The organism is Rubrivivax gelatinosus, from assembly GCF_004340905.1.
Taxonomy (GTDB): domain Bacteria; phylum Pseudomonadota; class Gammaproteobacteria; order Burkholderiales; family Burkholderiaceae_C; genus Rubrivivax; species Rubrivivax gelatinosus.
Window position 1 is genome coordinate 492,572 of sequence record NZ_SLXD01000002.1, and the last position, 22,490, is coordinate 515,061.

A 22,490-nucleotide genomic window follows, 5' to 3' on the forward strand; every position below is an offset into this window, starting at 1 on the left:
TCAGCGCGCGGCGGCGCGCTGCAGCAGGAAGTGCGTCAAGAGCGGCACCGGGCGGCCGGTGGCGCCCTTGGCGGCACCGGACTTCCAGGCCGTGCCGGCGATGTCCAGGTGCGCCCAGCGCTGCTGGGCGGCGAAGCGCTTGAGGAACATCGCCGCGGTGATCGAGCCGCCGGCGCGCGGGCCGACGTTGCCCATGTCGGCGAAGCTGCTCTTCAGGCCCTCGTCGTACTCCTCGTCCAGCGGCAGGCGCCAGGCGGGGTCGAGCGCGGCCTCGCCGGCGGCCAGCAGCTCGGCGGCCAGCGCGTCGTCCGGGCTGAAGAGGCCCGAGCGGTGGTGGCCCAGCGCGATGACGCAGGCGCCGGTCAGCGTCGCGACGTCGACGATGGCCGCGGGCTTGAAGCGCTCGGCGTAGGTCAGCGCGTCGCACAGGATCAGCCGGCCTTCGGCGTCGGTGTTCAGGATCTCGATCGTCTGGCCCGACAGGCTGGTGACGACGTCGCCCGGCTTGACCGCGCGCCCGCTGGGCAGGTTCTCGCAGGCCGGCACGATGGCCACGACGTTGAGCTTCAGGCCGAGTTCGGCGACGGCGCGCATCGTGCCCAGCACGCTGGCCGCGCCGCCCATGTCGAACTTCATCTCGTCCATCTCGGCCGAGGGCTTGATCGAGATGCCGCCGGAGTCGAAGGTGATGCCCTTGCCGACCAGCACCACCGGCGCCTCGGCCTTGGCCGCGCCCTGCCAGCGCGCGACGATGAACTTCAGCGGCTCGTCCGAACCTTGCGCCACCGCGAGGAAGGCGCCCATGCCGAGCTTCTCGACGTCCTTGCGCTCGAGCACCTCGACCTTCAGGCCGTGCTCCTTGCCCAGCGACTTGGCGGTCTGCGCCAGGTAGGTCGGCGTGCAGTGGTTGCCCGGGCGGTTGGCGCACTCGCGCGCCAGCTCGACGCCGGCGGCGACGGCACGGCCGACGCGCAGGCCTTCGTCGACGGCGGCGGCTTCGGCCTTGGTGCAGACCAGCGTCACCGACGCCAGCTTGGGCGCCGCCGGGGCGCTCGGCTTGGTCGCGCGGTAGACGTACAGCGTCTCGGCGACGGCGGTGACGACGGCCTCGCCGTGCGCAGCGTCCAGCGCCTCGAAGCCGACCGCGGCGATCGCCAGGTCCTTCGTGCCGCCGCTCTTGAGCGCGGCGACGCCGGCGGCCACCGCCTTGCGCAGTGCCTTGGCGCTGGCGGCCTCGCCGGCGGCGACGACGGCCAGGCGTGCGGCCTTGAGCCCCTGCACGCGGTGGGCGTAGAACACATGGCCCGGCTTGAAGACAAAGTCACCGGCTTCGACCGCGCTCTCCAGCACCGCCGCGACGGCTTTGGGCAGCCCCGGCGGCAGCGACGCGCCAGCCAGCACGACCAACAGCGCGTCGGCGCTCGTGGCGCCCCAGCCTGCCGTGCCCGCCACCTGCGTCTTGAAGTCCATAATTACCCCCATTCAGAAGAGCCGAAGATGTTATTCGATTCAACCGTGCGCCGCGAACTCGCGCGGACCTTCGGCGCCACGCTCGTCGTGATCCTGACCATCGTGCTGACGATGTTCCTGATCCGCACGATCGGCCAGGCGGCCAGCGGCGTCGTCGCCCCGCAGGACGTCGTGCTGCTGCTGGGCTACGTCGCGCTGGGCCACCTGCCGACGATGCTGACGCTGTCGCTGTTCGTCGCCATCGTCATCACGCTGGGCCGCATGTACCGCGACAGCGAGATGGTGATCTGGTTCGCCGGCGGCGTGGGCCTGGCGCGCTTCGTGCGCCCGGTGCTGCGCACGAGCTGGCCGGTGCTGCTGGTCATCGCCGCGCTGCTGCTCTTCGTCTGGCCCTGGGGCAACCGCAACAGCCTGGAGCTGCGCCAGCGCTACGAGCAGCGTTCGGACCTGTCGCGCGTGACGCCGGGCGTGTTCCAGACCTCCAGCGACGGCAGCCGCGTCTTCTTCATCGAGCGCGACAAGCGCGAGGGCGCCGACGCGCGCAACGTCTTCATCGTCGCGCAGACCGCCGAGACCGAGGCCGTGACGTCCGCGCGCAGCGGGCGCCTGGAACGCGAGGGCAGCGACCGTTTCCTGGTGCTCGAGCGCGGCCAGCGCAACGACGTCGACCTGAAGACCGGCGAGAAGGCCTTGTCGAGCTTCGAGACCTACCGCGTGCTCGTCGACGAGAAACGCGCCCGCGACGCCGAACGCCAGCCGCCCAAGGCGATGGACACGCTGGACCTGCTGAACGACCCGACGCGCCAGAACCAGGGCGAACTCGCCTGGCGCTTCGGCCTGCTGACCGGCGCCGGCAACATGCTGCTGCTGGGCATCGGCCTGGCCGCGGCCAACCCGCGGCGCGCCAGCAACTGGAACCTGCTGCTGGCGCTGCTGGGCTTCGTCGTCTACTTCAACCTGATCAACCTGTCGCAGGCCTGGGTCGCCAGCGGGCGCGTGGGCATGGGCGCGGCGCTGGCGGGCGTGCACGGCACGGCTTTCGCCGTCGCGCTGGCGCTGCTGTGGTGGCGCGACCATGCCGCGGTGTTCAGCTGGGGCCGCCGCCGGGGAGCACGTGCATGAGGACCGTCCGCCGCCTGCTGTACCGCGACATCGTCGCCTCGGTCGTCTTCGTCGCGCTGGCCTTCCTGTCGCTGTTCTTCTTCATCGACCTGGTCGAGAAGCTGGACAACGTCGGCCGCGCCGGCCGCACGACCGGCCTCGCGGTGCTCTCCGCGCTGCTGGAGCTGCCGGGCCACTTCTACGAGCTGATGCCGATCGCCGTGCTGATCGGCACGATCTACTCGCTGGCGCGCCTGGCCCAGTCCTCCGAGTTCACGATCCTGCGCACCGGCGGCCTGGGCCCCGGGCGCGCTCTGTCGCTGCTGGCCGCGCTGGGCGTGTTCTTCGCCGCCATCACCTTCGTCGTCGGCGACTACGTCGTGCCGGCGGCCGAACGCAAGGCCGTCGCGGTCAAGACCCAGGCTGCCGGCGGCATGCGCCTGGGCGGCCGCACCGGCGCCTGGCTGAAGGAAAGGCGCATGACGCCCACCGGCGAGCACAGCTGGTCGGTGAACCTCGCCGGCACGACGCGCGACGGCCACCTGCGCGGCATCCGCATCTTCGAGTTCGACGCCGACGGCCGGCTGTCGGTGCGCATCATGGCGGCGACCGGCACGGTCGCCGCCGACGGCACCTGGACGCTGGTCGACGCCCAGGTCACGCACTGGCCCGACGCCGACCAGCGCCAGACCGACACCCGCGTCGACGAGGAGCGGGTGCCCGAACTGCACTGGGCCAGCACGCTGACGCCCGACGTCGTGGCCGCCGCCGTGCTGCCGCAGGACTCGATGACGACGGCCGAGCTGTGGCGCTACAGCGCGCACCTGTCGGACCAGGCGCAGGCGGCGCAGAGCTACGAGATCCTGTTCTGGAAGAAGGCGCTGTACCCGCTGGCCTGCCTGGTGATGATGGCGCTGGCCCTGCCCTTCGCCTACCTGCACGCGCGTGCCGGCAGCGTCAGCCTGAAGGTCTTCGGCGGCATCATGCTGGGCATCGCCTTCGTGCTGCTGAACAACCTCGCGGGCCACGTCGGCCTGCTGCGCAACTGGACGCCGTGGATCGCCGCGGCCACGCCCAGCCTGCTGTTCCTGCTGCTGTCGCTGGGCGCGTTCGCCTGGCTGGTGCGCTACCGATGAGCCGCGGCCTGATCCTCTTCGCCCACGGCGCACGCGACCCGCGCTGGGCCGATCCCTTCCAGGCGGTCGTCGAGCAGGTGCGGGCGGCGCGTCCCGAACTCGCCGTGCGCCTGGCCTTCCTCGAGTTCATGACGCCCGACCTCGCCGCCGCCGGTGACGAGCTGGCCGCTGCCGGCTGCACCGAGGTCGCCGTCGTGCCGCTGTTCCTCGGGGCGGGCGGCCACGTGCGCCGCGACGTGCCGGGGCTGCTGGACACGCTGGCGGCGCGCCACCCGGCCACGCGCTTCGTGCTGCGGCAGGCCGTCGGCGCGGCGCCCGAAGTCGTCGCCGCGATGGCCGCCGCGGCGGCCCGCGCGCTCGACCCCTGACCCCCGCGAGGCCCGGATGAACCTGCACCAGTTCCGCTTCGTCCAGGAGGCGGTGCGCCGCAACCTGAACCTCACCGAGACCGCCAAGGCGCTGTTCACCTCGCAGCCCGGCATCAGCAAGGCGATCCTCGAGCTCGAGGAGGAGCTCGGCGTCGACATCTTCGCCCGCCACGGCAAGCGCCTGCGCCGCGTCACCGAGCCCGGCCAGGAGGTGCTGAAGTCGATCGAGATCATCATGCGCGAGGTCAGCAACCTCAAGCGCATCGGCGAGCAGTTCTCCAAGCAGGACGCGGGCACGCTGTCGATCGCCACGACGCACACCCAGGCGCGCTACTTCCTGCCCGGGCCGGTCGCCCAGCTGCGCAAGCGTTTCCCCAAGGTGCAGGTCGTGCTGCACCAGGGCATGCCCGAGCAGGTGGCGCGCATGCTGCTGGACGACGTCGCCGAGGTGGGCCTCGCGACCGAGGCGCTGTCGCACTACGAGGAGCTCGTCACCCTGCCCTGCTACGAGTGGCAGCACGTGATGGTGGTGCCGCCGGATCATCCGCTGGCCACCGTGGAGCGCATCACCCTGGAACAGCTGGCCGCCGAGCCGCTGGTGCTCTACCACGCCACCGTCTCGGGCCGCACGCGCATCGACCAGGCCTTCGCGCGCGCCCGTCTCAAGCCCTCGGTGGCGCTGGAGGCGATCGACTCCGACGTCATCAAGACCTACGTGCGCCTGGGGCTGGGCGTGGGCATCGTCGCCGAGACCGCGGTGCGCGACGATCCGCCCGACTCCGGCCTCGTCTGGCGCCCGCTGGGCCAGCTCTTCGGCAGCAACGTCACGCGCGTCGCGTTCAAGCGCGGCGCCTACCTGCGCCACTTCGTCTACGCCTTTGCCGAGCAGCTCTCCGAGCGCCTGTCCGCGTCGCTGGTGCAGCGCGCGATGGCCGGCGAAGGCACCGACTACGACCTCTGATGACCGAACCCCGCACCCCGCAACTGCCCAGCCGGCTGCCGAACGTCGGCACGACGATCTTCACCGTGATGTCGGCGCTGGCCGCCGAATGCGCCGCCGTCAACCTGGGCCAGGGCTTCCCCGACTTCGAGTGCGACCCGGCACTGCTGGATCGCGTCGACGACGCGATGCGCGAGGGCCTGAACCAGTACCCGCCGATGGCCGGCGTGCCGGCGCTGCGCCAGGCCGTCGCCGCCAAGATCGCGGCGCTGTACGGCCACCGCTACGACCCCGAGCGCGAGATCACCGTCACCGCCGGCGCCACCCAGGCCATCCTCACCGCGGTGCTGGCCTGCGTGCACCCGGGCGACGAGGTCGTCGTGCTCGAGCCCTGCTACGACAGCTACGCGCCGAACATCGAGCTCGCCGGCGGCACCGTCGTGCGCGTGCCGCTGACGCCGGGCACGTTCCGCCCCGACTTCGTGCGCATCGCCGCGGCGATCGGGCCGCGCACCCGGGCGATCATCGTCAACACGCCGCACAACCCGGCGGCGGTGGTCTGGACCCGCGCCGAGATGCAGCGCCTGGCCGATATCCTGGCGCCCACCGAGGTGCTGCTGATCGCCGACGAGGTCTACGAGCACATGGTGTTCGACGGCGCGGAGCACGTCAGCGCGTCGTCGATACCGGAGCTGGCGGCACGCGCCTTCGTCGTCTCCAGCTTCGGCAAGACCTTCCACGTCACCGGATGGAAGGTCGGCACGGTGGCCGCACCCGCAGCGCTGAGCGCCGAGTTCCGCAAGGTGCACCAGTTCAACGTCTTCACGGTGAACACGCCGATGCAGCATGCGCTGGCGCGTTACCTGGCCGACCCGGCGCCCTACCTGGGCCTCGCGGCCTTCTACCAGCGCAAGCGCGACCTGTTCCGAGCCGGGCTGGCCGGCAGCCGGTTGAAGCTGCTGCCCTGCGAAGGCAGCTACTTCCAGAGCGTCGACTATTCGGCCGTCTCCGACCTGCCCGAAGCCGATTTCTGCCGCTGGCTGACGCGCGAGGTCGGCGTCGCGGCGATCCCGATCTCGGCCTTCTACGACGGCGGCTTCGAGCAGCGAATCGCCCGGCTGTGTTTCGCCAAGCGCGACGACACGCTCGAACGCGCGCTGGAGCGCCTGGCCCGCCTCTAAGCCGGGACGTGCGAGGCCGGAAGGCCTTGCACGCCAGGATCAGGCCCGAGCGCGATTTCACGCGCGAGGGCTGAACCGGGACGTGCGAGGCCGGAAGGCCTTGCACGCCAGGATCAGGCCCGGGCGCGATTTCACGCGCGAGGGCTGAGCCGGCGCCGCGCTCAGCCGCGCGGCGGGATCAGGTTCAGGCCGCCGTCGGGCGCCGTCGGCGGGCCCGGGTCGGGCTGCGGTTCGCTCAGGTCCAGGTCGATCGACACCACCGCCGCGGGTTCGGCGATGCCCGGGTCGAAGACCGAGTCGCGCTCCAGCGTCAGGTACGGATGCGGCGAAGTCATGCCGAAGTCGCCTTCCTCGGCCAGCGGCAGCAGCAGGTCGACGGTGCCGCTCTCCGCGGCCTCGCGGTCGAGCAGGTCGCGCGCCAGCGAGTACAGGAACAGCACCTCGCGATAGGCCGGCAGGTCGAAGAGCTCGCCACGCGACTTGCGGAACAGCAGCGCCTCCAGTTCGGCCATCGCGTCCAGCGGCCTGCCCCAGACCTGTTGCAGGCGCGGCAGCACGCCGGGGTAGTCGTCGAGCGAGCGACCGTGCTGCAGGTCGGCGTCCCACTCGGGCGCGTAGGCGTTGAAGCGGCGGTTGAACCGCTCGCGCGTGCGTTCGTAGGCCTCGCGTTCGCCGCGCCGGCGGTAGATCTCCAGCAGCTTCAGGTAGGGCAGCGGGCTGCCGCCGCCGGTGTCGCGCAGGTGCTCGACCAGCAGGTCGATCGCGGCGTCGTCCTGGCCGAGCACGATGAAGAACTCGGCCTGCTGCTCCAGGTCCAGCAGTTCCTCGATCGTCACGTCGCGCGGTGCGCCTTCGTCGGCACGCGAACCGGTCGGCAGGATCTGGGTGCGTTCGCTGTGGATCTCGTGCACCTCGGGCCCCGGCGTCGGCGGCACGATCGGCGGCCGCGTCGGCGGCACGACCGGCGGCATCGGGATCTCGCTGGTCATCAGCGGCAGCTGCGAAGTCGGTGTCGGCGGCCGCGGCGGGGCATCGGCTGCGGCCGCGCGGCGCCAGGCACGCTGGCGCTCCTGCTGCAACGCACGCAGGCGCCACCACAGGCCAGCGGCCAGCGCCAGCAGCGCGGCGATGGTCAGGACCAGCGGCAGGCGCCAGCGGTCCTCGCGCGCCTCGGCGAGTTCGCGGCGCAGCTGGGTCACCAGCTGGCGGCTCTGGTCGGCATCGGCACGCAGCTGCCGCACGCTCTGCTCGAGCGTGGCGACCCGAGCCTCGGCCGCCGAGGCCGCCGAGGCGGCAGCCTCGGCCGCGCTGGCGGCACGCGAGACGGCGGCCATCGCGTCCTGCACGGCGCTGGCCGCGGCGGCGGTCGCCGTCGCACGCGAGGGCAGCGGCTCGACGGGATCGAGCTTCAGACGGGGCGCCGGGGCGCTGCTGCGCGGCACGGCGCGTGGGCGCATCACGCCGGACGACGGCGCCCGCGGCCGGTCCTCGGCGCGGGGGGCCGTGGCCGGACGCGGCGGCGGCGGCAGCGCGGCCGCCAGCGGAACCGACGCCGCCGGCGCAGCCGCAGGAGGCAGGTCGACCGGGCGCGAGGACGGCACCGCCGCGGCGAGCGGAGCGGTCGCCATCGGCGCCGGGTCGGCAAAGAGCACGAAGCGCCGCGACAGCTTCATCGGGCAGCCGACCGCCAAGGTCACCGTGACGACCGGCTCGTCGATCGTCGGCTCGGTCAGGACCCGCATCGTCAGCGACTCGGCGCTGACGTCGGCGTGCACGTGCACCAGCGCCGAAGGCAGCACCCGCTCGCCGGTGGCCACCTCGGCGCGCACGCACTCGGGGGGGATCTCGTCGCCCGGATCCAGGCGCAGCGTCGCGGAGAAGGCCAGCGGACGCCCGAGCACCGCGGCCTGGTCGGCACGCGCCCAGCCGAGCGCATCGGCACTCTGGCTCGCGAACAGCAGGGTGATGGCGATCCAGAGCGTTGACGGTGGCCGCTTCTGTTGCATTCTTGGAATCGTCGTCGGCACGGCGCGGGGCACTCTATCACGAAGGGTTACAACTTCGGTTTCAAGCTCGCCACCGGGCTGCCGATGCACGATGACCGTCCGAAGCCGCCGGAGAGGCCCGGCACGGTCGCCCGCATCCTAGCCCAGGGCCGGGCCTGCGAGCCCCTCGGCCCGTGTTCGTGGGCGCTGCCCAGCGCACCGATGTCACGAACCGGACGCCACGCCGTCCTCGGCAGGCGAGTGCACGATGCCGCCGCCGTCGCGCACCCCAGCGGCGGCCGACGGCCACCGGATGTCGGCGCGGGCGCAGCTCCGGCGCCAAGGCGCGCAAGAATCGTGTCGCGACCCCTTTGTCGCCGCCGAGACAAGACATGACCACCCCGGTTCTTACACTCGAAGAGCGCCAGAACATCGACAACGGCGCATGGTTCGCCAAGCTCTCCCCTGCCCTGCGCGATGACATCCTCGAACGTTCTCACGTGCGCCGCCTGCCCGACGGGGCGCCGCTGGTCGCCCGCGGCGCACGCGCCGAGGAATGGTGCGGCGTCGCGCGCGGCGCGGTGCGCATCAGCACGATCTCGCTGGGCGGCAAGCAGGTGACGCTGACCTACGCGGAGCCCGGCGTCTGGTTCGGCGACATCGCGCTGTTCGACGGCCTGCCGCGCACCCACGACGCCGACACCCACGGCGAGACCACGCTGCTGGTCGTGCGCAAGCCCGACTTCCGCGAGCTGCTGGCGCGCCACGTCGAGCTCTACGAGGCGCTGCTGCGCCTGAACTGCCGCCGCCTGCGGCTGATGTTCGACCACTTCGAGGACGTCAACACGCGCCCGCTGCAGGCCCGCCTGGCGCGCCAGCTGCTGCTGCTGGCGCGCAGCTACGGCGTCGAGGAAGGCGGCGAGCTGCGCATCGGCCTGCAGCTGGCGCAGGAAGACCTGGCGCAGCTGCTGGGCGCCTCGCGCCAGCGTGTCAACCAGGAGCTGAAGGGTTTCGAGCGCGAAGGCGCGATCCGCGTCGAGCCGACGCGCCTGGTCGTGCTGGCGCGCGGGAAGCTGATGGAGATCGCCGAACGCTAGGTCCAGGCCGCGCCGGCGACGAAGACAACGACAGGAGACAGACCTTGGATTCGTACACCGGCACCCGCCCGATGGCGGCCAGCCACGCCTTCGACGTCGCCGCGCTCGAGCGCTGGCTGGCGCATGAACTGCCCGGCTTCCAGGGCCCGCTCTCGGTCGAGCAGTTCAAGGGCGGGCAGTCCAACCCGACCTACAAGCTCGTCACACCCGGCGGCGCCTGGGTGATGCGGACCAAGCCCGGGCCGGGGGCCAGGCTGCTGCCCTCGGCGCACGCGATCGAACGCGAGTACCGCGTGATGCAGGCGCTGGCGGCCACCGCGGTGCCGGTGCCACGCATGGTCGCGCTGTGCGAGGACGAGGCCGTCATCGGCCGCGCCTTCTACCTGATGGACTTCGTCGCCGGGCGCGTGCTCTGGGACCCGGCACTGCCCGGCATGAGCCCGGCCGAACGCGGCGCGATCCACGACGAGGCCAACCGCGTCATCGCCGCGCTGCACACCGTCGACTTGGCGGCAGTGGGCCTGGCCGACTACGGCCGCCCGGGCAACTACTTCGAGCGCCAGATCGCCCGCTGGAGCAAGCAGTACCAGGCCTCGGTCACCGGGCCGATCGCCGAGATGGACCGGCTGATCGACTGGCTGCCGCAGCACCTGCCCGCCGGCGCGCGCGACGAGCGCCAGGTCGCCGTCGTGCACGGCGACTTCCGCCTCGACAACCTGGTCTTCGCACCCGATGCGCCGCGCGTCGTCGCGGTGCTCGACTGGGAGCTGTCGACGCTGGGCCACCCGCTGGCCGACTTCAGCTACCACTGCATGGCCTGGCACATCCCGCCGGGAATGTTCCGCGGCCTCGGCGGGCTGGATCTGGCGGCGCTGGGCATCCCGTCCGAAGCCGATTACGTGCGCCGCTACTGCGAACGCACCGGCCGCGCCGACCCCGAGGCGCTGATGGCCGACTGGAACTTCTACCTCGCCTACAACCTGTTCCGCCTGGCCTCGATCACGCAGGGCATCGCCAAGCGGGTCGTCGACGGCACGGCGTCGAGCGCGCAGGCCAAGGCCACTGGCGCGGCGACGCGGCCGCTGGCCGAACTGGCCTGGCGCTTCGCCTCGCAGGCCTGAGACCGGAGCACACGATGGACTTCGCCTATTCCGAACGCACCCAGGCGCTGCGCAGCCGGCTCTCGGCCTTCATGGCCGAACACGTGGAGCCGGCCGAAGCCGAGTTCGCGGCCGAGATCCGCGCCAACACCGAGGCCGGCCGGCGCTGGACGCCGCTGCAGACGATCGAACGCCTGAAGCCCGAGGCCCAGGCCGCGGGCCTTTGGAACCTGTTCCTGCCCGAGAGCGAATACGGCGCCGGGCTGACGAACTCCGAGTACGCGCCGCTGGCCGAGATCATGGGCCGCGTGCCCTGGGCCAGCGAGGTCTTCAACTGCTCGGCGCCGGACACCGGCAACATGGAAGTGCTGGTGCGCTACGGCACGCCCGAGCAGAAGCGCCAGTGGCTGGAGCCGCTGCTGCGCGGCGAGATCCGCAGCGGCTTCGCGATGACCGAGCCGGCCGTCGCCTCGTCGGACGCGACCAACATCGAGGCGCGCATCGAGCGCGACGGCGATGACTACGTCGTCAACGGCCGCAAATGGTGGACCAGCGGCGCCGGCGACCCGCGCTGCAAGGTCCTGATCTTCATGGGCAAGACCGACCCGCAGGCGGCGAAACACGCGCAGCAGTCGATGATCCTGGTGCCGATGGACGCGCCGGGCGTCACGGTGCTGCGCCCGCTGGGCGTCTTCGGCTACGACGACGCGCCGCACGGCCACATGGAGGTCGACTTCGTCGACGTGCGCGTGCCGGCGGCCAACCTGCTGCTCGGCGAAGGCCGCGGCTTCGAGATCGCCCAAGGCCGGCTAGGCCCGGGCCGCATCCACCACTGCATGCGCCTGATCGGCCTGGCCGAACGGGCGCTGGAGCTGATGTGCCGGCGGGCGCTGGCGCGCAGCGCCTTCGGCCGCACGATCGCGCAGCAGACCGTCACCCAGGAACGCATCGCCGAGGCGCGCTGCCGCATCGAGCAGGCGCGGCTGCTGACGCTGAAGGCGGCGTGGATGATGGACACCGTCGGCAACAAGGCGGCCAAGGCCGAGATCGCGATGATCAAGGTCGTCGCGCCGACGATGGCCGGCCAGGTGATCGACTGGGCGATCCAGGCCCACGGCGGCGCCGGGGTCTGCGACGACTTCCCGCTGGCCTACGCCTGGGCCAACGCGCGCACGCTGCGCTTCGCCGACGGGCCCGACGAGGTGCACCGCAACGCCATCGCGAAGATCGAGCTCGGGCGCTGGGCGCCGCGTCAGGGCTGAGGCGGCCGCGGCGCGGCCGCGGGGGCCGGCTCCGCGCCAAAGGCTTCGGAGCCGGCGCGCAGCGCCTCGTGCACCGCGACCTCGAACAGCGCCAGCCAGCGCTCGAGCGCGGCGTTGTCCGGCTCGGCCTGGGCCACACGCAGCGTCAGCCGGCCGCGCGCGGCCATCAGCACGAAGGGCGTCTCGCCGCCGGGCGCGGCGGCCAGGCGCTCGCCCAGCGGGCCGGCCAGCCACTGCATCAGCCAGGGCTTGGCGCTGGCCATCGCGACGTAGCGCTCGCGCAGGTCACCGAGCTCGAGCCCGGTCAGGCGCGGGAACATCACCAGCCAGCGCATCTCGGGCGGCGTCTGGTCGTCGATGCGTGTCTGCACGCCTTCGACGTACTGGTCGAAGACCTGCTTCTCCAGCCGCTGCTGCAGCTCGCGGCCCATCACCAGCGCCTGCAGGTCCGGCGGCAGGCCGCAATCCGAGCGCAGGCGCAGCTCGGCGCCGACGATGTACGGCCGCTGCGACGGGCCCCATTCGAGCCGCCAGGGCCGCGTGCCGCGGAAACGCCCCTCGACGACGAAGCCGTCGTGGTCACGCACGCCGCGAAAGGCCCACTGGCGCGTCTCGGCCCAGGTCGACACGGCGTCCCAGCGGTGGGAGCCGGACGACGGGCGAGTGGTGAACAGACGTTTCAGGCCTTCCAGCATGTCTTAGAGTCCGCACGAGGCGGCCGACGTTCCGGCCGCGACGGGGGACGGGATGATCGAAGTGTATTCGTGGGCCACACCCAACGGGCACAAGGTGCACGTGATGCTGGAGGAGTGCGGCCTGCCCTACCGCGTGCACGCGGTGGACATCGGCGCCGGCGAGCAGTTCACGCCGGAGTTCCTGGCGATCAGCCCGAACAACAAGATCCCGGCCATCGTCGACCCCGACGGGCCCGACGGCCAGCCGATCTCGCTGTTCGAGTCGGGTGCGATCCTGCTGTACCTGGCCGGCAAGACCGGGCGTTTCCTGCCCGAGAGCGTGCGCGGCCGTTACGAGACGCTGGAGTGGCTGATGTTCCAGATGGGCGGCGTCGGCCCGATGCTGGGCCAGGCGCACCACTTCCGCATCTACGCGCCCGAGAAGATCGACTACGCCGTCGATCGCTACACCCACGAGGCCAAACGCCTGTACGGCGTGATGAACCGCAAGCTGGCCAGGACACGCTACATCGCCGGTGACGAGTACACGATCGCCGACATCGCGATCTTTCCCTGGCTGCGCAGCTGGAAGAACCAGGGCATCGACTGGAACGACTACCCGCACCTCAAGGGCTGGTTCGACGAGATCGCCGCCCGCCCGGCGGTGCAGCGTGGCTGCGAGGTGCTGGCCGACCGGCGCAAGCCGATCACCGACGACAAGTCGCGCGAGGTGCTGTTCGGCGCGACGCAGTACCGGCAGCGCTGAAACGACGACGGCCGCCCCGCGGGGCGGCCGTCGCAGCCGGCTTGCGGCGGCAGGACATCAGAACGCCGGCACCACGGCGCCCTTGTACTTGTCCTGGATGAACTTCTTCACCTCGGGCGAGTGCAGCGCGGCCACGAGTTTCTTGATCGCCGGGGCGTTGGCGTTGTCCGGCCGCGCGGCGACGAAGTTGGCGTACGGCGAATCGGCGCCCTCGATGAACAGCGCGTCCTTCGTCGGCACCAGCTTGGCTTCGAGCGCGTAGTTGGTGTTGATCAGCGCGAGGTCGACGTCGTCCAGCGCCCGCGGCAGCTGCGCCGCCTCGAGTTCGCGGAACACCAGCTTCTTCGGGTTGGCCGTCACGTCCTTGGCGGTAGCGAGGATGTTGGCCGGGTCCTTCAGCTGGATCAGGCCCTGCTTCTGCAGCAGCACCAGCGCGCGGCCCGAGTTCGACGGGTCGTTGGGGATCGCCACCGTGGCGCCGTCGCGCAGCTCGGCGATCTTCCTGATCTTCCTCGAGTAGGCGCCGAAGGGCTCGACGTGCACCTTGCCGTCGGCCACCGGCACGATGTGCGTCTTGCGATCCTTGTTGAAGCTGTCGAGATACGGCTTGTGCTGGAAGTAGTTGGCGTCGAGCTGCTTCTCCTCGACGGCCAGGTTGGGCTGCACGTAGTCGGTGAAGACCTTGACCTGCAGATCCACGCCCTGCGTTTTCAGCACGGGCTTCACGAACTCGAGGATCTCGGCGTGCGGCACCGGCGAGGCGGCGACCTTCAGCACCTCGTCGGCCTGGGCGGCAAACGGCAGCACGGCGACGACCAGCGCCGACAGCGCGTGTTTGAACGACATTTCTTTTCCTTGGGAAGCGGTTGAACGGACACCGCGGTCGGCGACCACGGCATGCGTCCAGGCTACCCAGCGCCGCTTATCCGGTGAACGGACGTTTGGCTGTTTGAAAACTCGCTTCCCGCATGAAGCGGGAGGCCGCCGCTCAAGCTTCGAGGTCGAGCAGGCTGGCCATCATCGCGTCCTGCGCGCGGAAGGCCATCAGGTTGGCGCCGAAGGCGTGCTGCGCCTCGATCATGCCGACGGTGTCGGCTTCCAGCGCGTTGCCCGCCTCGGGCATCTGCGCGATCGAGACCGTGACGCCGGCGGGCTGGGCCGTGGCCGACTGCGCGACCTGGCGCCGGAAGCCCTCGGTCTGCAGGTTGGCGACGTTGTGCCCCGCGACGTCCAGACGGGTCTGGGCGGCGTTCAGGCCGGAGAGGCTGGCGGAGGCAGCGGGTGTCACGGTGTCGGCACTCGGAGGGACGGCCGCCCGATGATCGCCCGGATCGCGTCCGGCGCGCAGGCGCCGAACGCGAAGCTCTTCACGCCAGCCCGGATCAGAACGCCGTGCGCAGCGTCACGCGCAGCGTGCGAGGTTCGGCCGGATGCACGTGCTTGTCGGCCACCGGCGCCGCCTCGCCCGGCAGCTGCGACTCGTACCAGTACTCGATGTCGTTGACCTTGCGGTCGAAGAGATTGAAGACGTCCAGCGTCAGCTCGGTCTTCTTGCCCAGCCGGCGACCGATGCGCAGGTTGGTCGTCAGCGAGGCCGAGGAGCGCACGCTGTTGTCCTCGACCAGCGCGCCGCTGCCCAGATAGCGCCACTGCAGGCTGGCCGACCAGGGCCCGAGTTCGCGCGCCGTGACGGCCAGCGACGCCACCTTGTCGACCGCGTTCGGGATGCGGTCGCCGGCCGGGTCGTCATCGGAGAAACGGGCGTGCGTCCAGGCCAGATCGGCGTCGACCAGCAGCCAGGGCCGCGGCAGCCAGCGGTTGTTCCACTCGACGCCGCGGCGCTTGCTCGGGCGGTTGGCTTCGGTGGCGCCGGCGTCGCCGACATAGACCAGCTCGGAATCGAAGTCCAGCGTCCACAGCGCCAGCGAGCTCTGCAGCCCCGGGATCCACTCGGTGCGCGCGCCGAGTTCGTAACCGCGTGCGGCCACCAGCCCGGGCGCGGGGTCGACGGCGGCCGTCGCGCCGCGCGCGTCGTTGCTGTGGAAACCGCGGCCGGCGTTGACGAAGAACTCGGTCTTCGCCCAGGGGCCGAGGATCAGCGACAGCTTGGGCGACACCAGGTGGTCGTTGGCCGAACCCGAGTTGGCGTCGTCGCTCAGGCCCTCGACGTCGAAGTGCACGCGGTCGGCACGCAGGCCGACGATGCTGCGCAGCCAGGGTGTCCACTCCAGCGTCGTCTGGCCGTAGGCGCCGGCCATCGTCTCGCGCACGCGGTCCTCGCGCGTGGTGCCGGTGATGCGGCGCGCGTCGGTCTCGAACAGGCCGACACGGATTCGGTCGTGGCGCAGCTGGGCGCCGAACTCGGTCTTCGCCGGCAGGCCGGCCAGCGTGTGCTCGAAGGCGTGGCGCAAGGCGGCGCCGTAGAGGCTGCGCTCGTCCTGCTGCGAGAACTGGTCGCCCTGCTGAGGGCGTTCCATCGCGTAGGTGAAGTTGGAATAGAGCTTCAGCCCGTAGTCGATCACGTAGGCCGAGAGCTCGGTGGACGCGCCGTCGCCGCGGCGGTGCCATTCGCCCGACAGGCTGCTGCGGTGCGTGCTGCCGCCGTCGGTTGCATCCAGCGTGTCGTAGCGGCCGAAGGAGCGGCCGTCGTAGGTGCCGGCGTCGATCAGGCGCTGCGGCACCTGGTCGGTCGAATCCCAGCGCGCGTCGTAGGCCATCAGGCTGGTGCTCCAGCCGGCGGCGCGGGTGCCGGCCGACAGCGTCAGCACCGCGTTGCCCTTGCGCAGATGCTCGGGCACGGTCCAGGGGCCGTCGTTGTGCATCAGCTCGACGGCGCCTAACAGGCGCAGGTCTTCGCCCAGCGCAGCGGAGCCGCCACCGACGAGACGCTGGTAGTCGCGCTCGCCCAGCGTCAGCGCCGCGAACGGTTCGTCCAGCGTCTGGCGGTAGACGATGTCGGCCGAACCCGCGGCCGAGAAATCGCCGTTGCGCGCGAAGTACGGGCCCTTGCGGTACTCGATGCGGTCGACGAGTTCGGGGATCAGGAAGTTGAGGTCCGAATAGCCCTGGCCGTGGCCGTGCGAAGGCATGTTGACCGGCATGCCGGCGACGCTGGTCGCGAAGTCGGTGCCGTGGTCGAGGTTGAAGCCGCGCAGGAAGTACTGGTTGGCCTTCCCGTCGCCGGAGTGCTGGGTGACGATGACGCCGGGCACGAACTCCAGCACCTCGCCCGGGCGCAGCGCCGGCCGGCTCTGCAGCAGCTCGGCGCGGATCGTGCCTTGCGACGCCGCGTCGGACGTGCCGACGGCGTTGTCGTAGTGGCGGCCGGTGATCTCGATGCGTTCGGTGGTGGCGCCCGGCGCGGCTTCAAGCGTCTGCTGAGCCTGGGCCAGGCCGGCCGCGCACAGCAGCGCGGCCAGGGCGAGGGGGTGCGGGCGGCACGGGGTGTTCATCGCGCGCATGCTGCGGCCGACCGATGTCGCGGATATGAAACTCATCGTGTTCCTCATACCGCGATCGCGGGTGTTCCGTTGCGGGCGGGCGCGAGCTGCCGGCGCGCCGCGTCGGGCAAATCCGCGCAAGCCGCAGCAGCCTGCGCAGCGGTATGAAGAGCAGCAACTTCCTCATACCGACTGCCCCGCTCTCGCCACGGGACACCGGCGGCTCAGCGCCGCCGCGCGCCAGGTCGGACGGCCGGCCCCGGGTATCCGTGGCCCTGCGCGCCGCTGGCCGCCAGCGGGCCAGCGCGCTGCCAACTACAGCCGCTGACCGGCAGCAGCAAGCGCCGACAGGCACGCATCCCGCGACACGCCGCTTACGGCCGGTTGCCGGCGGAACGCCCGGTTCGTGTGGTGCCGGCAGGCCCCTGCGCTGTCCTACCCTGCCCCGACCCGAGGCGAAAGCCCGCCACCCCGAGGAGACGACATGCGACAACGATGGTTCAGACTTGCCGGCGCGCTCGCCATCGCGGCCAGCCCCGCGCTGGCCCTGGCGCTGGACGGCATCACCGACCGGCCCGACGACTTCCTGTCGAGCTTTGCCGGCAGCAGCTCCAGCACCGACCTCGACGTGCTCGCCGCCACCGTGCTCTACGACCCGGGCGCCGACCTCTTCCAGCTCTCCAGCACCCTGGCGGGCGCCGTGGGCACCACCGACTCGGCGCTCTACGTCTGGGGCGTCAACCGTGGCGCCGGCACGGCAGCCTTCGCGGCCGACGGCATCGACGGCGTGCGTTTCGACCGCGTCGTGCTGCTGCGCGCCGACGGCAGCGGCAGTGTCGGCGGCGTCGGCGACCTGGCCGCCGGTTCGGTCACCGTCAGCGGCAACACCATCACCGCCCTCGTTCCGGGCTCGATGCTCGTCTCCACCGGCTTCGACAAGCGCGACTACACCTGGAACCTCTGGCCGCGCGACACGAGCTTCGCCGGCTTCGCGGCGATCTCCGACTTCGCGCCCGACAACGCCAACTTCACGACCACCATCGGCGTCGTGCCCGAGCCCGGCACCGTCGCGATGATGCTGGCCGGCCTGTTGCTGCTGGGCGGCCAGGCGAGGCGCAGCGCCAGCCGCGGGCCCAAAGCCCCGAGGCACGAATACCGGCACACGAATGCGCCCGTTCGTGTACGATGGCTTCGCTGATCTGCACAAGACCGTCCGCTCATAGGTCTTTCTTCACGCCCCGGTGCTCTACCGGCCGTCGCGTTGAATCCCCTCTTGAAGATTTTCTTGGCGTTTCTCCGCTGGGTGCGATCTTGCGCCCCGCAAACTTCGAAAGGTATTCGACATGACGACTCAAACCGGCACCGTGAAGTGGTTCAACGAAGGCAAGGGCTTTGGTTTCATCGCCCCCGATGGCGGCGGCAAGGACCTCTTCGCCCACTTCAAGGAAATCCAGGGCAGCGGCTTCAAGACGCTGACCGAGAACCAGCGCGTGGAGTTCGAGGTGACGCAGGGCCAGAAGGGCCCGCAGGCCTCCAACATCCGCAGCCTGGGCTGATCTCCTGCGGCACCGAGAGGTGACGGGCACGGCCCGGCGCCTCGACCGAAAGCGCGGCTCGGCCGCGCTTTTTCATTTCCGCCGAAGGAACCGCCGTGAAGAACCTGCAAGAAGCCACCGAGCGCATCTGCGAACTCAAGGGCAGCCTGGTGGCGCTCGACGCGCTCGTGCCGGCGGTCATCGAAGCGCTGTCGGAGCCCACGCGTGCCCGGCTGGCGGACTCGTTCGACGCCTACGCGGAAGCAGCGCGCACGGTGCTGCTGCACGCGGAGATCTCCGACGTCGTCCTGGCGAGCTTCGAGCGCGACGTGGCGCGCAACCGGGCCGTGCTGCAGGGCAGCCGGCATGCGGGGCCGCCCACGGTGGACGCGCTGCTGCTGGCCACCACGCGCATCGGCACCTTCGACGGCCCGCGGGCGCTGACCAGCGCCAGCGGCTTCTTCTTCCGCCGCGGCGAGCGGCTGTTCCTCGTCAGCAGCCGGCACGTGTTCGCCGACGCCGAGAGTTCGCACTACCCCGACCGCATCGAGTTCGTGCTGCACACCGACACCCACGACCTGGCGCGGCACGCCGTGGTCTCGCTGCCGCTGTACCACGACGGGCTCGGCCAGTGGCGCGACGGCACCGACGGCGGCGGCGCGGTGGACGTGGCCGCGATCGAAATCCCGCCCGGGCTGCTGCCGGCCGGAGCCACGCTGCAGGCTTTCGACGAGAGCCACCTCGATGCTCGCGGCGAGGACGTCGCGATCGGCGACACGCTCGGCATCGCCGGCTTCCCGCTCGGCTTCCAGGACACGGTGCACCACCTGGCCGTTCTGCGCAGCGCGTCGATCGCCTCGGCCTACGGCGTGCGGTTCCAGCGCCAGGGGTATTTCCTCACCGACGCCCGCACGCACCGGGGCAGCAGCGGCTCGCCGGTGGTGCGCCGGCGCAGCCAGGGCGGCGCCACGGCTTCGCCACTGGCCTGGCAGCTGCTGGGCGTGCACTCGACGCGCATGGACATGCGCTCGCGCGACCAGACCGAGGACGAGTCGCTGGGGCTGAACTGCGCCTGGTACGCCGACGTGCTGCTGACGCTGACCGAAGAACGCTGAACGCGCGGCCACCGCCGACCGCGTGACGCCGTGCGGGCATTGCCCGCCGGCTAAGCTGCCCGCATGGGCGCCACCGAGATCGAAACCGTCTACCGCGAACACGGACGCCGCGTGTTCTCGACGCTGGTGCGCCTGCTCGGCAGCCTCGACAGCGCCGAGGAGGCGCTGCACGACGCCTTCGTGGCCGCCGCCGAACGCTGGCCGGCCGACGGCGTGCCGGAGAACCCGGTGGCCTGGCTGGTGTCGGCCGGGCGTTTTCGCGCCATCGACCGGCTGCGGCGCGAGCGCCGCTTCATCGCCTGGGACCCGGCCCTGGCCGACACGCTGGCCGACCCCGCACCCGGCCCCGAACAGCTGGCCGAGGCACGCCGCGAGATCCCCGACGACCGCCTGAGGCTCGTCTTCACCTGCTGCCACCCCAGCCTCTCGGAGGACGCCCGCATCGCGCTGACGCTGCGCGAGGTGTGCGGCCTGAGCACCGAGGCCATCGCCGCGGCCTTCGTGCTGCCCACGCCGACCCTGGCGCAGCGCATCGTGCGCGCCAAGGCCAAGATCGCCGCGGCCCGCATCCCCTACGAGGTGCCCGGCCCGGCCGAACTGCCGCCGCGCCTGGCGAGCGTGCTGCGTGTCGTCTACCTGGTGTTCAACGAAGGCCATGCGGCACGCGACGGCGGCCTGGCCGGCGAGGCCATCCGCCTGGCGCGGCTGCTGCTGGCGCTGATGGCCCCCGAGCCGCCGGCCGAGGCGCGTGGCCTGCTGGCGCTGCTGCTGCTGAGCGACGCACGCCGCGCCGCACGCCTGGACGCCGACGGCGTGCTGGTGCCGCTGGAACACCAGGACCGCCACCTCTGGGACCGCGAGCTGATCGCCGAAGGCTGCGCGCTGGCCGAGGCGGCGCTGCGGCAAGGAGGTTTCGGCGCCTACGCGCTGCAGGCGGCGATCGCGGCGGTGCATGCCGAGGCGGGCGACGCCGCCGCCACCGACTGGCGGCAGATTGTCGGCCTGTACGACGCGCTGTGGCGCCTGGAGCCGACGCCGGTGGTGGCGCTGAACCGCGCCGTCGCGGTCTCGATGCACGCCGGGCCGCAGGCCGGTCTGGCGCTGCTGCGGCCGCTGCTGCCGCAGCTGCCGGGCTACCCCGCCGCAGCCGCTGCCGCCGCCGAGCTGTGCCGCCGCGCCGGCCAGCTCGACGAAGCACGCCGGCACTACCGCGACGCCGTGTCCCTGGCGCGCCAGGCGCCCGAACGCGCCTTCCTGGCTGCCCGGCTGGCGGCGCTGGCCGATTGAAACAGGTTGTCGGCAGCGGTCGAAACCGACGTCGCCCGTTCGACCAGTGGAGACCGGCTTGCCGGTTCACCCCCCGAACCCACAGGAGACGACATGGCCACCACGCTCACGCCCTACCTCAGCTTCCCGGGCAACACACGCGAGGTCTTCGCGTTCTACGCCCGGGCGCTGGGCGCCAGCATCGAGGCGATGATGACGCACGGCGAGATGCCGCCCCCGCCCGATGACCAGCCGGCGCCCGAAGGCTGCGGCTTCGCGCCGCCCCCGGTCGATGCCATCCTGCATGCCTGCCTGCTGCTGCCCGGCGGCGCTCGGCTGATGGCCGGCGACGCACCACCCGACATGCCGTTCGACGGTGTCAAAGGCGTGATGCTGGCGCTGCAGTACGACAGCGTGGCCGAGGCCGAACGCGTGTTCGCCGCGCTGGCCGACGGCGGCAGCATCACGATGCCGCTGGCGCCCACCTTCTGGGCCAGGAGCTTCGGCATGCTGACCGACCGCCACGGTGTGACCTGGGCCGTCAACGGCGAGCCCGTCCCGATGGCCTGAGCCGCAGCACCGCAGGAGACCCCCGTGACCGACACCCCTCGCGCCGGCGTGGCCGGCGAACACGACCCGGTGATCACGCGCGACATCGCGGCCCGCCCGGCGGCGCTGGCCGCGACGCACTGAGCAGGCGACGATGAAGTACCTCTGCCTCGTGTACCTGGACGCCGAACACTGGGACGCCTGCCCCGACGCGGACTGCGCCGAGTACGCACGCGCGCTGGCCGGCAGCGGCCGCATGCTGGCCGCCGAGCCGCTGCACGGCACGCACACCGCGACGACGGTGCGCGTGCGCAACGGCCAGGTCACGCTGTTCGACGGCCCGTTCGCCGAGACCCGCGAGATGCTGGCCGGCTTCTACCTCGTCGACGCGAAAGACCTGAACGAGGCGATCCGCATCGCCTCCGGCATTCCGCCGGCGCGGCACGGCAGCGTCGAGGTGCGGCCGGTGCGGGAGCTGGTGGCCGGGCCCGTCGAGCGGACGGGCTGATGCGGCGCCCGATCCGATCAAGGCCCCGGACGAGCGCCGCGGCGCCGCCAGGAGCCGCGGGTCCGGGCGCTCAGTGGGTCGCCGCGGGGCTGACCTGCGTGGCGCGTGCCTGCGGCGCGGCGATCGTCGAGTCCCACCGCAGTTCGCCCCGCGGCGGAATGACCAGCGTCGTGTACTCGGCGTACTTCGCCTCGGGCAGGTCGCGCAGGGCCAGGCGCTCGATGCGCGGCTTCTCGATCGGCAGCCACGCCGCCTCGTACAGGATGACCTCGTGCTCCGGCGCATACCAGCGCAGCAGTTTGTCCACCAGCGCCGTCAGCCCGTCGCGCTCGGCGTGCAGACGCGTGCAGCTCAGGTCGCCGGCCAGCGCCACCTGCCACAGCAGCACCAGGCTGGCGCTGTCGAGCTGGCGGTCGTAGACCATGAACTGGGTGGCCTCCATCGACTGCACGCCACGCCGGCCCGGGTCCAGCCCGAGGTCGGCATACAGGCAGGCCTCGGCCGAGATGCCCGGCTCCATGCGCGCCGGGATGCCTTCGGCGCGCGCCTTGCGCACCACCACGTGCGGCACGTCGGCGAACACGCCCGGGTGGCCGTAGAACACGGCGCAGACGCGTTTGCCGGCACGCACCTCGGTCATGATGCGCTCGTCGATCTCGCGGTAGGTCTCGCGCCGGTCCTTGCCCGGCGCGTAGTGCAGGCCGAGGTTGATGGCGTCGGGCCGCAGACTGCAGATCATCGCCAGCGCCATCGGATTGACCAGGCAGAGCACCACCTCGGCCTCGCGGATCTCCGACAGGCAGCGCTCGCTGGCATGGCGGCCGAAGTCGATCCCGCTGCCCACCACCACCAGGCCCGCCGGCCCGCTCTGGCGCGCCTCGCCGCCACCGGCGCGCACCACCCGGTTGCGCCCGCCGTGTTTGGCGCGATACAGCGCCTGGTCGGCCTCGTGCACCAGCTGCTCCAGCGTGCGCACGTGTTCATTGGCCTCGCAGAC

General features: G+C 71.7%; 22 protein-coding genes. 15 read left to right on the forward strand and 7 right to left on the reverse strand.

Annotation, left to right across the window (positions count from 1 at the left end):
- On the reverse strand, positions 1–1,470 hold the full coding sequence (locus EV684_RS05435) for a leucyl aminopeptidase (protein WP_132645178.1): 1,470 nt from the start codon (positions 1,468–1,470) through the stop codon (positions 1–3).
- 27 nt (positions 1,471–1,497) lie between these two features.
- Between EV684_RS05435 and lptF the strand changes: the two genes are divergently transcribed.
- From lptF to EV684_RS05460, 5 genes are read left to right on the forward strand one after another with little or no spacing between them, the layout of a single operon-like run.
- Positions 1,498–2,592: an LPS export ABC transporter permease LptF gene (gene lptF, locus EV684_RS05440; RefSeq protein ID WP_132645179.1), complete on the forward strand. Its 1,095-nt coding sequence runs from the start codon at positions 1,498–1,500 to the stop codon at positions 2,590–2,592.
- Positions 2,589–3,707 (forward strand): LPS export ABC transporter permease LptG, encoded by a 1,119-nt coding sequence (gene lptG / locus EV684_RS05445; protein WP_132645180.1) that lies wholly within the window; start codon positions 2,589–2,591, stop codon positions 3,705–3,707. The genes lptF and lptG overlap by 4 nt, the downstream gene beginning before the upstream one ends.
- The gene (locus EV684_RS05450) at positions 3,704–4,075 is read left to right on the forward strand and encodes a sirohydrochlorin chelatase (RefSeq protein ID WP_132645181.1); all 372 of its coding nucleotides are present in this window, start codon (positions 3,704–3,706) and stop codon (positions 4,073–4,075) included. Before lptG ends, EV684_RS05450 begins: the two co-directional genes overlap by 4 nt.
- A 16-nt stretch (positions 4,076–4,091) precedes the next feature.
- Positions 4,092–5,036 carry a CysB family HTH-type transcriptional regulator gene (locus EV684_RS05455; RefSeq protein WP_132645182.1) on the forward strand — a complete coding sequence of 315 codons (945 nt, stop codon included), beginning with the start codon at positions 4,092–4,094 and terminating at the stop codon, positions 5,034–5,036.
- The gene (locus EV684_RS05460; protein ID WP_132645183.1) at positions 5,036–6,196 is read left to right on the forward strand and encodes a pyridoxal phosphate-dependent aminotransferase; all 1,161 of its coding nucleotides are present in this window, start codon (positions 5,036–5,038) and stop codon (positions 6,194–6,196) included. The genes EV684_RS05455 and EV684_RS05460 overlap by 1 nt, the downstream gene beginning before the upstream one ends.
- A 161-nt stretch (positions 6,197–6,357) precedes the next feature.
- On the opposite strand, the gene EV684_RS23945 is transcribed toward EV684_RS05460, so the two are convergent.
- Positions 6,358–8,202: a hypothetical protein gene (locus tag EV684_RS23945; protein ID WP_165908403.1), complete on the reverse strand. Its 1,845-nt coding sequence runs from the start codon at positions 8,200–8,202 to the stop codon at positions 6,358–6,360.
- Between the two features lie 371 nt (positions 8,203–8,573).
- Here EV684_RS23945 and EV684_RS05475 point away from each other — a divergent pair, with 371 nt between their 5' ends.
- The 3 genes from EV684_RS05475 (at position 8,574) to EV684_RS05485 (ending at position 11,640) form a co-directional block, all read left to right on the forward strand.
- Positions 8,574–9,278, forward strand: coding sequence for a Crp/Fnr family transcriptional regulator (locus tag EV684_RS05475; RefSeq protein WP_132645185.1), 705 nt, complete (start codon positions 8,574–8,576; stop codon positions 9,276–9,278).
- Between the two features lie 71 nt (positions 9,279–9,349).
- Positions 9,350–10,399: a phosphotransferase gene (locus EV684_RS05480; protein WP_132645222.1), complete on the forward strand. Its 1,050-nt coding sequence runs from the start codon at positions 9,350–9,352 to the stop codon at positions 10,397–10,399.
- A 14-nt stretch (positions 10,400–10,413) separates the two neighbouring features.
- Complete coding sequence (locus EV684_RS05485; protein WP_132645186.1) at positions 10,414–11,640, forward strand: acyl-CoA dehydrogenase family protein; 1,227 nt, start codon at positions 10,414–10,416, stop codon at positions 11,638–11,640.
- Here EV684_RS05485 and EV684_RS05490 read toward each other — a convergent pair.
- Positions 11,631–12,335, reverse strand: a complete 705-nt coding sequence (locus EV684_RS05490; RefSeq protein WP_132645187.1) for a hypothetical protein — start codon at positions 12,333–12,335, stop codon at positions 11,631–11,633. The two genes, EV684_RS05485 and EV684_RS05490, sit on opposite strands and share 10 nt — an antisense overlap.
- Positions 12,336–12,387: 52 nt before the next feature.
- On the opposite strand from EV684_RS05490, the gene EV684_RS05495 reads away from it, so the two are divergent.
- The gene (locus tag EV684_RS05495; RefSeq protein WP_132645188.1) at positions 12,388–13,080 is read left to right on the forward strand and encodes a glutathione binding-like protein; all 693 of its coding nucleotides are present in this window, start codon (positions 12,388–12,390) and stop codon (positions 13,078–13,080) included.
- Between the two features lie 57 nt (positions 13,081–13,137).
- Here the strand turns inward: EV684_RS05495 and EV684_RS05500 are convergent, their stop codons facing one another.
- The 3 genes from EV684_RS05500 to EV684_RS05510 all read right to left on the reverse strand — a co-directional run bounded on the left by EV684_RS05500 (position 13,138) and on the right by EV684_RS05510 (position 16,532).
- Positions 13,138–13,926, reverse strand: a complete 789-nt coding sequence (locus EV684_RS05500; protein ID WP_132645189.1) for a MetQ/NlpA family ABC transporter substrate-binding protein — start codon at positions 13,924–13,926, stop codon at positions 13,138–13,140.
- Positions 13,927–14,068: 142 nt separating this feature from the next.
- Positions 14,069–14,368, reverse strand: coding sequence for a flagellar basal body protein (locus EV684_RS05505; RefSeq protein WP_132645190.1), 300 nt, complete (start codon positions 14,366–14,368; stop codon positions 14,069–14,071).
- 94 nt (positions 14,369–14,462) lie between these two features.
- Positions 14,463–16,532: a TonB-dependent receptor gene (locus EV684_RS05510; protein WP_375138625.1), complete on the reverse strand. Its 2,070-nt coding sequence runs from the start codon at positions 16,530–16,532 to the stop codon at positions 14,463–14,465.
- Between the two features lie 472 nt (positions 16,533–17,004).
- On the opposite strand from EV684_RS05510, the gene EV684_RS05515 reads away from it, so the two are divergent.
- The 6 genes from EV684_RS05515 to EV684_RS05540 all read left to right on the forward strand — a co-directional run bounded on the left by EV684_RS05515 (position 17,005) and on the right by EV684_RS05540 (position 21,493).
- A complete protein-coding gene (locus EV684_RS05515; protein ID WP_132645191.1) occupies positions 17,005–17,718 on the forward strand; it encodes a PEP-CTERM sorting domain-containing protein in 714 nt (237 codons plus the stop codon).
- A gap of 145 nt (positions 17,719–17,863) precedes the next feature.
- A complete protein-coding gene (gene cspE / locus EV684_RS05520) occupies positions 17,864–18,076 on the forward strand; it encodes a transcription antiterminator/RNA stability regulator CspE (protein WP_132645192.1) in 213 nt (70 codons plus the stop codon).
- Positions 18,077–18,171: 95 nt separating this feature from the next.
- Positions 18,172–19,170 (forward strand): trypsin-like peptidase domain-containing protein, encoded by a 999-nt coding sequence (locus EV684_RS05525; RefSeq protein ID WP_200222384.1) that lies wholly within the window; start codon positions 18,172–18,174, stop codon positions 19,168–19,170.
- Positions 19,171–19,233: 63 nt separating this feature from the next.
- Entirely contained in the window at positions 19,234–20,457 is a 1,224-nt protein-coding gene (locus EV684_RS05530) for an RNA polymerase sigma factor (protein WP_132645193.1), read from the forward strand.
- A gap of 93 nt (positions 20,458–20,550) precedes the next feature.
- On the forward strand, positions 20,551–21,006 hold the full coding sequence (locus EV684_RS05535; RefSeq protein ID WP_132645194.1) for a VOC family protein: 456 nt from the start codon (positions 20,551–20,553) through the stop codon (positions 21,004–21,006).
- 133 nt (positions 21,007–21,139) lie between these two features.
- Complete coding sequence (locus tag EV684_RS05540; protein ID WP_132645195.1) at positions 21,140–21,493, forward strand: YciI family protein; 354 nt, start codon at positions 21,140–21,142, stop codon at positions 21,491–21,493.
- 70 nt (positions 21,494–21,563) lie between these two features.
- On the opposite strand, the gene EV684_RS05545 is transcribed toward EV684_RS05540, so the two are convergent.
- On the reverse strand, positions 21,564–22,490 hold a 927-nt coding region (locus EV684_RS05545), incomplete at its 5' end, for an SAM-dependent methyltransferase (protein WP_243651056.1).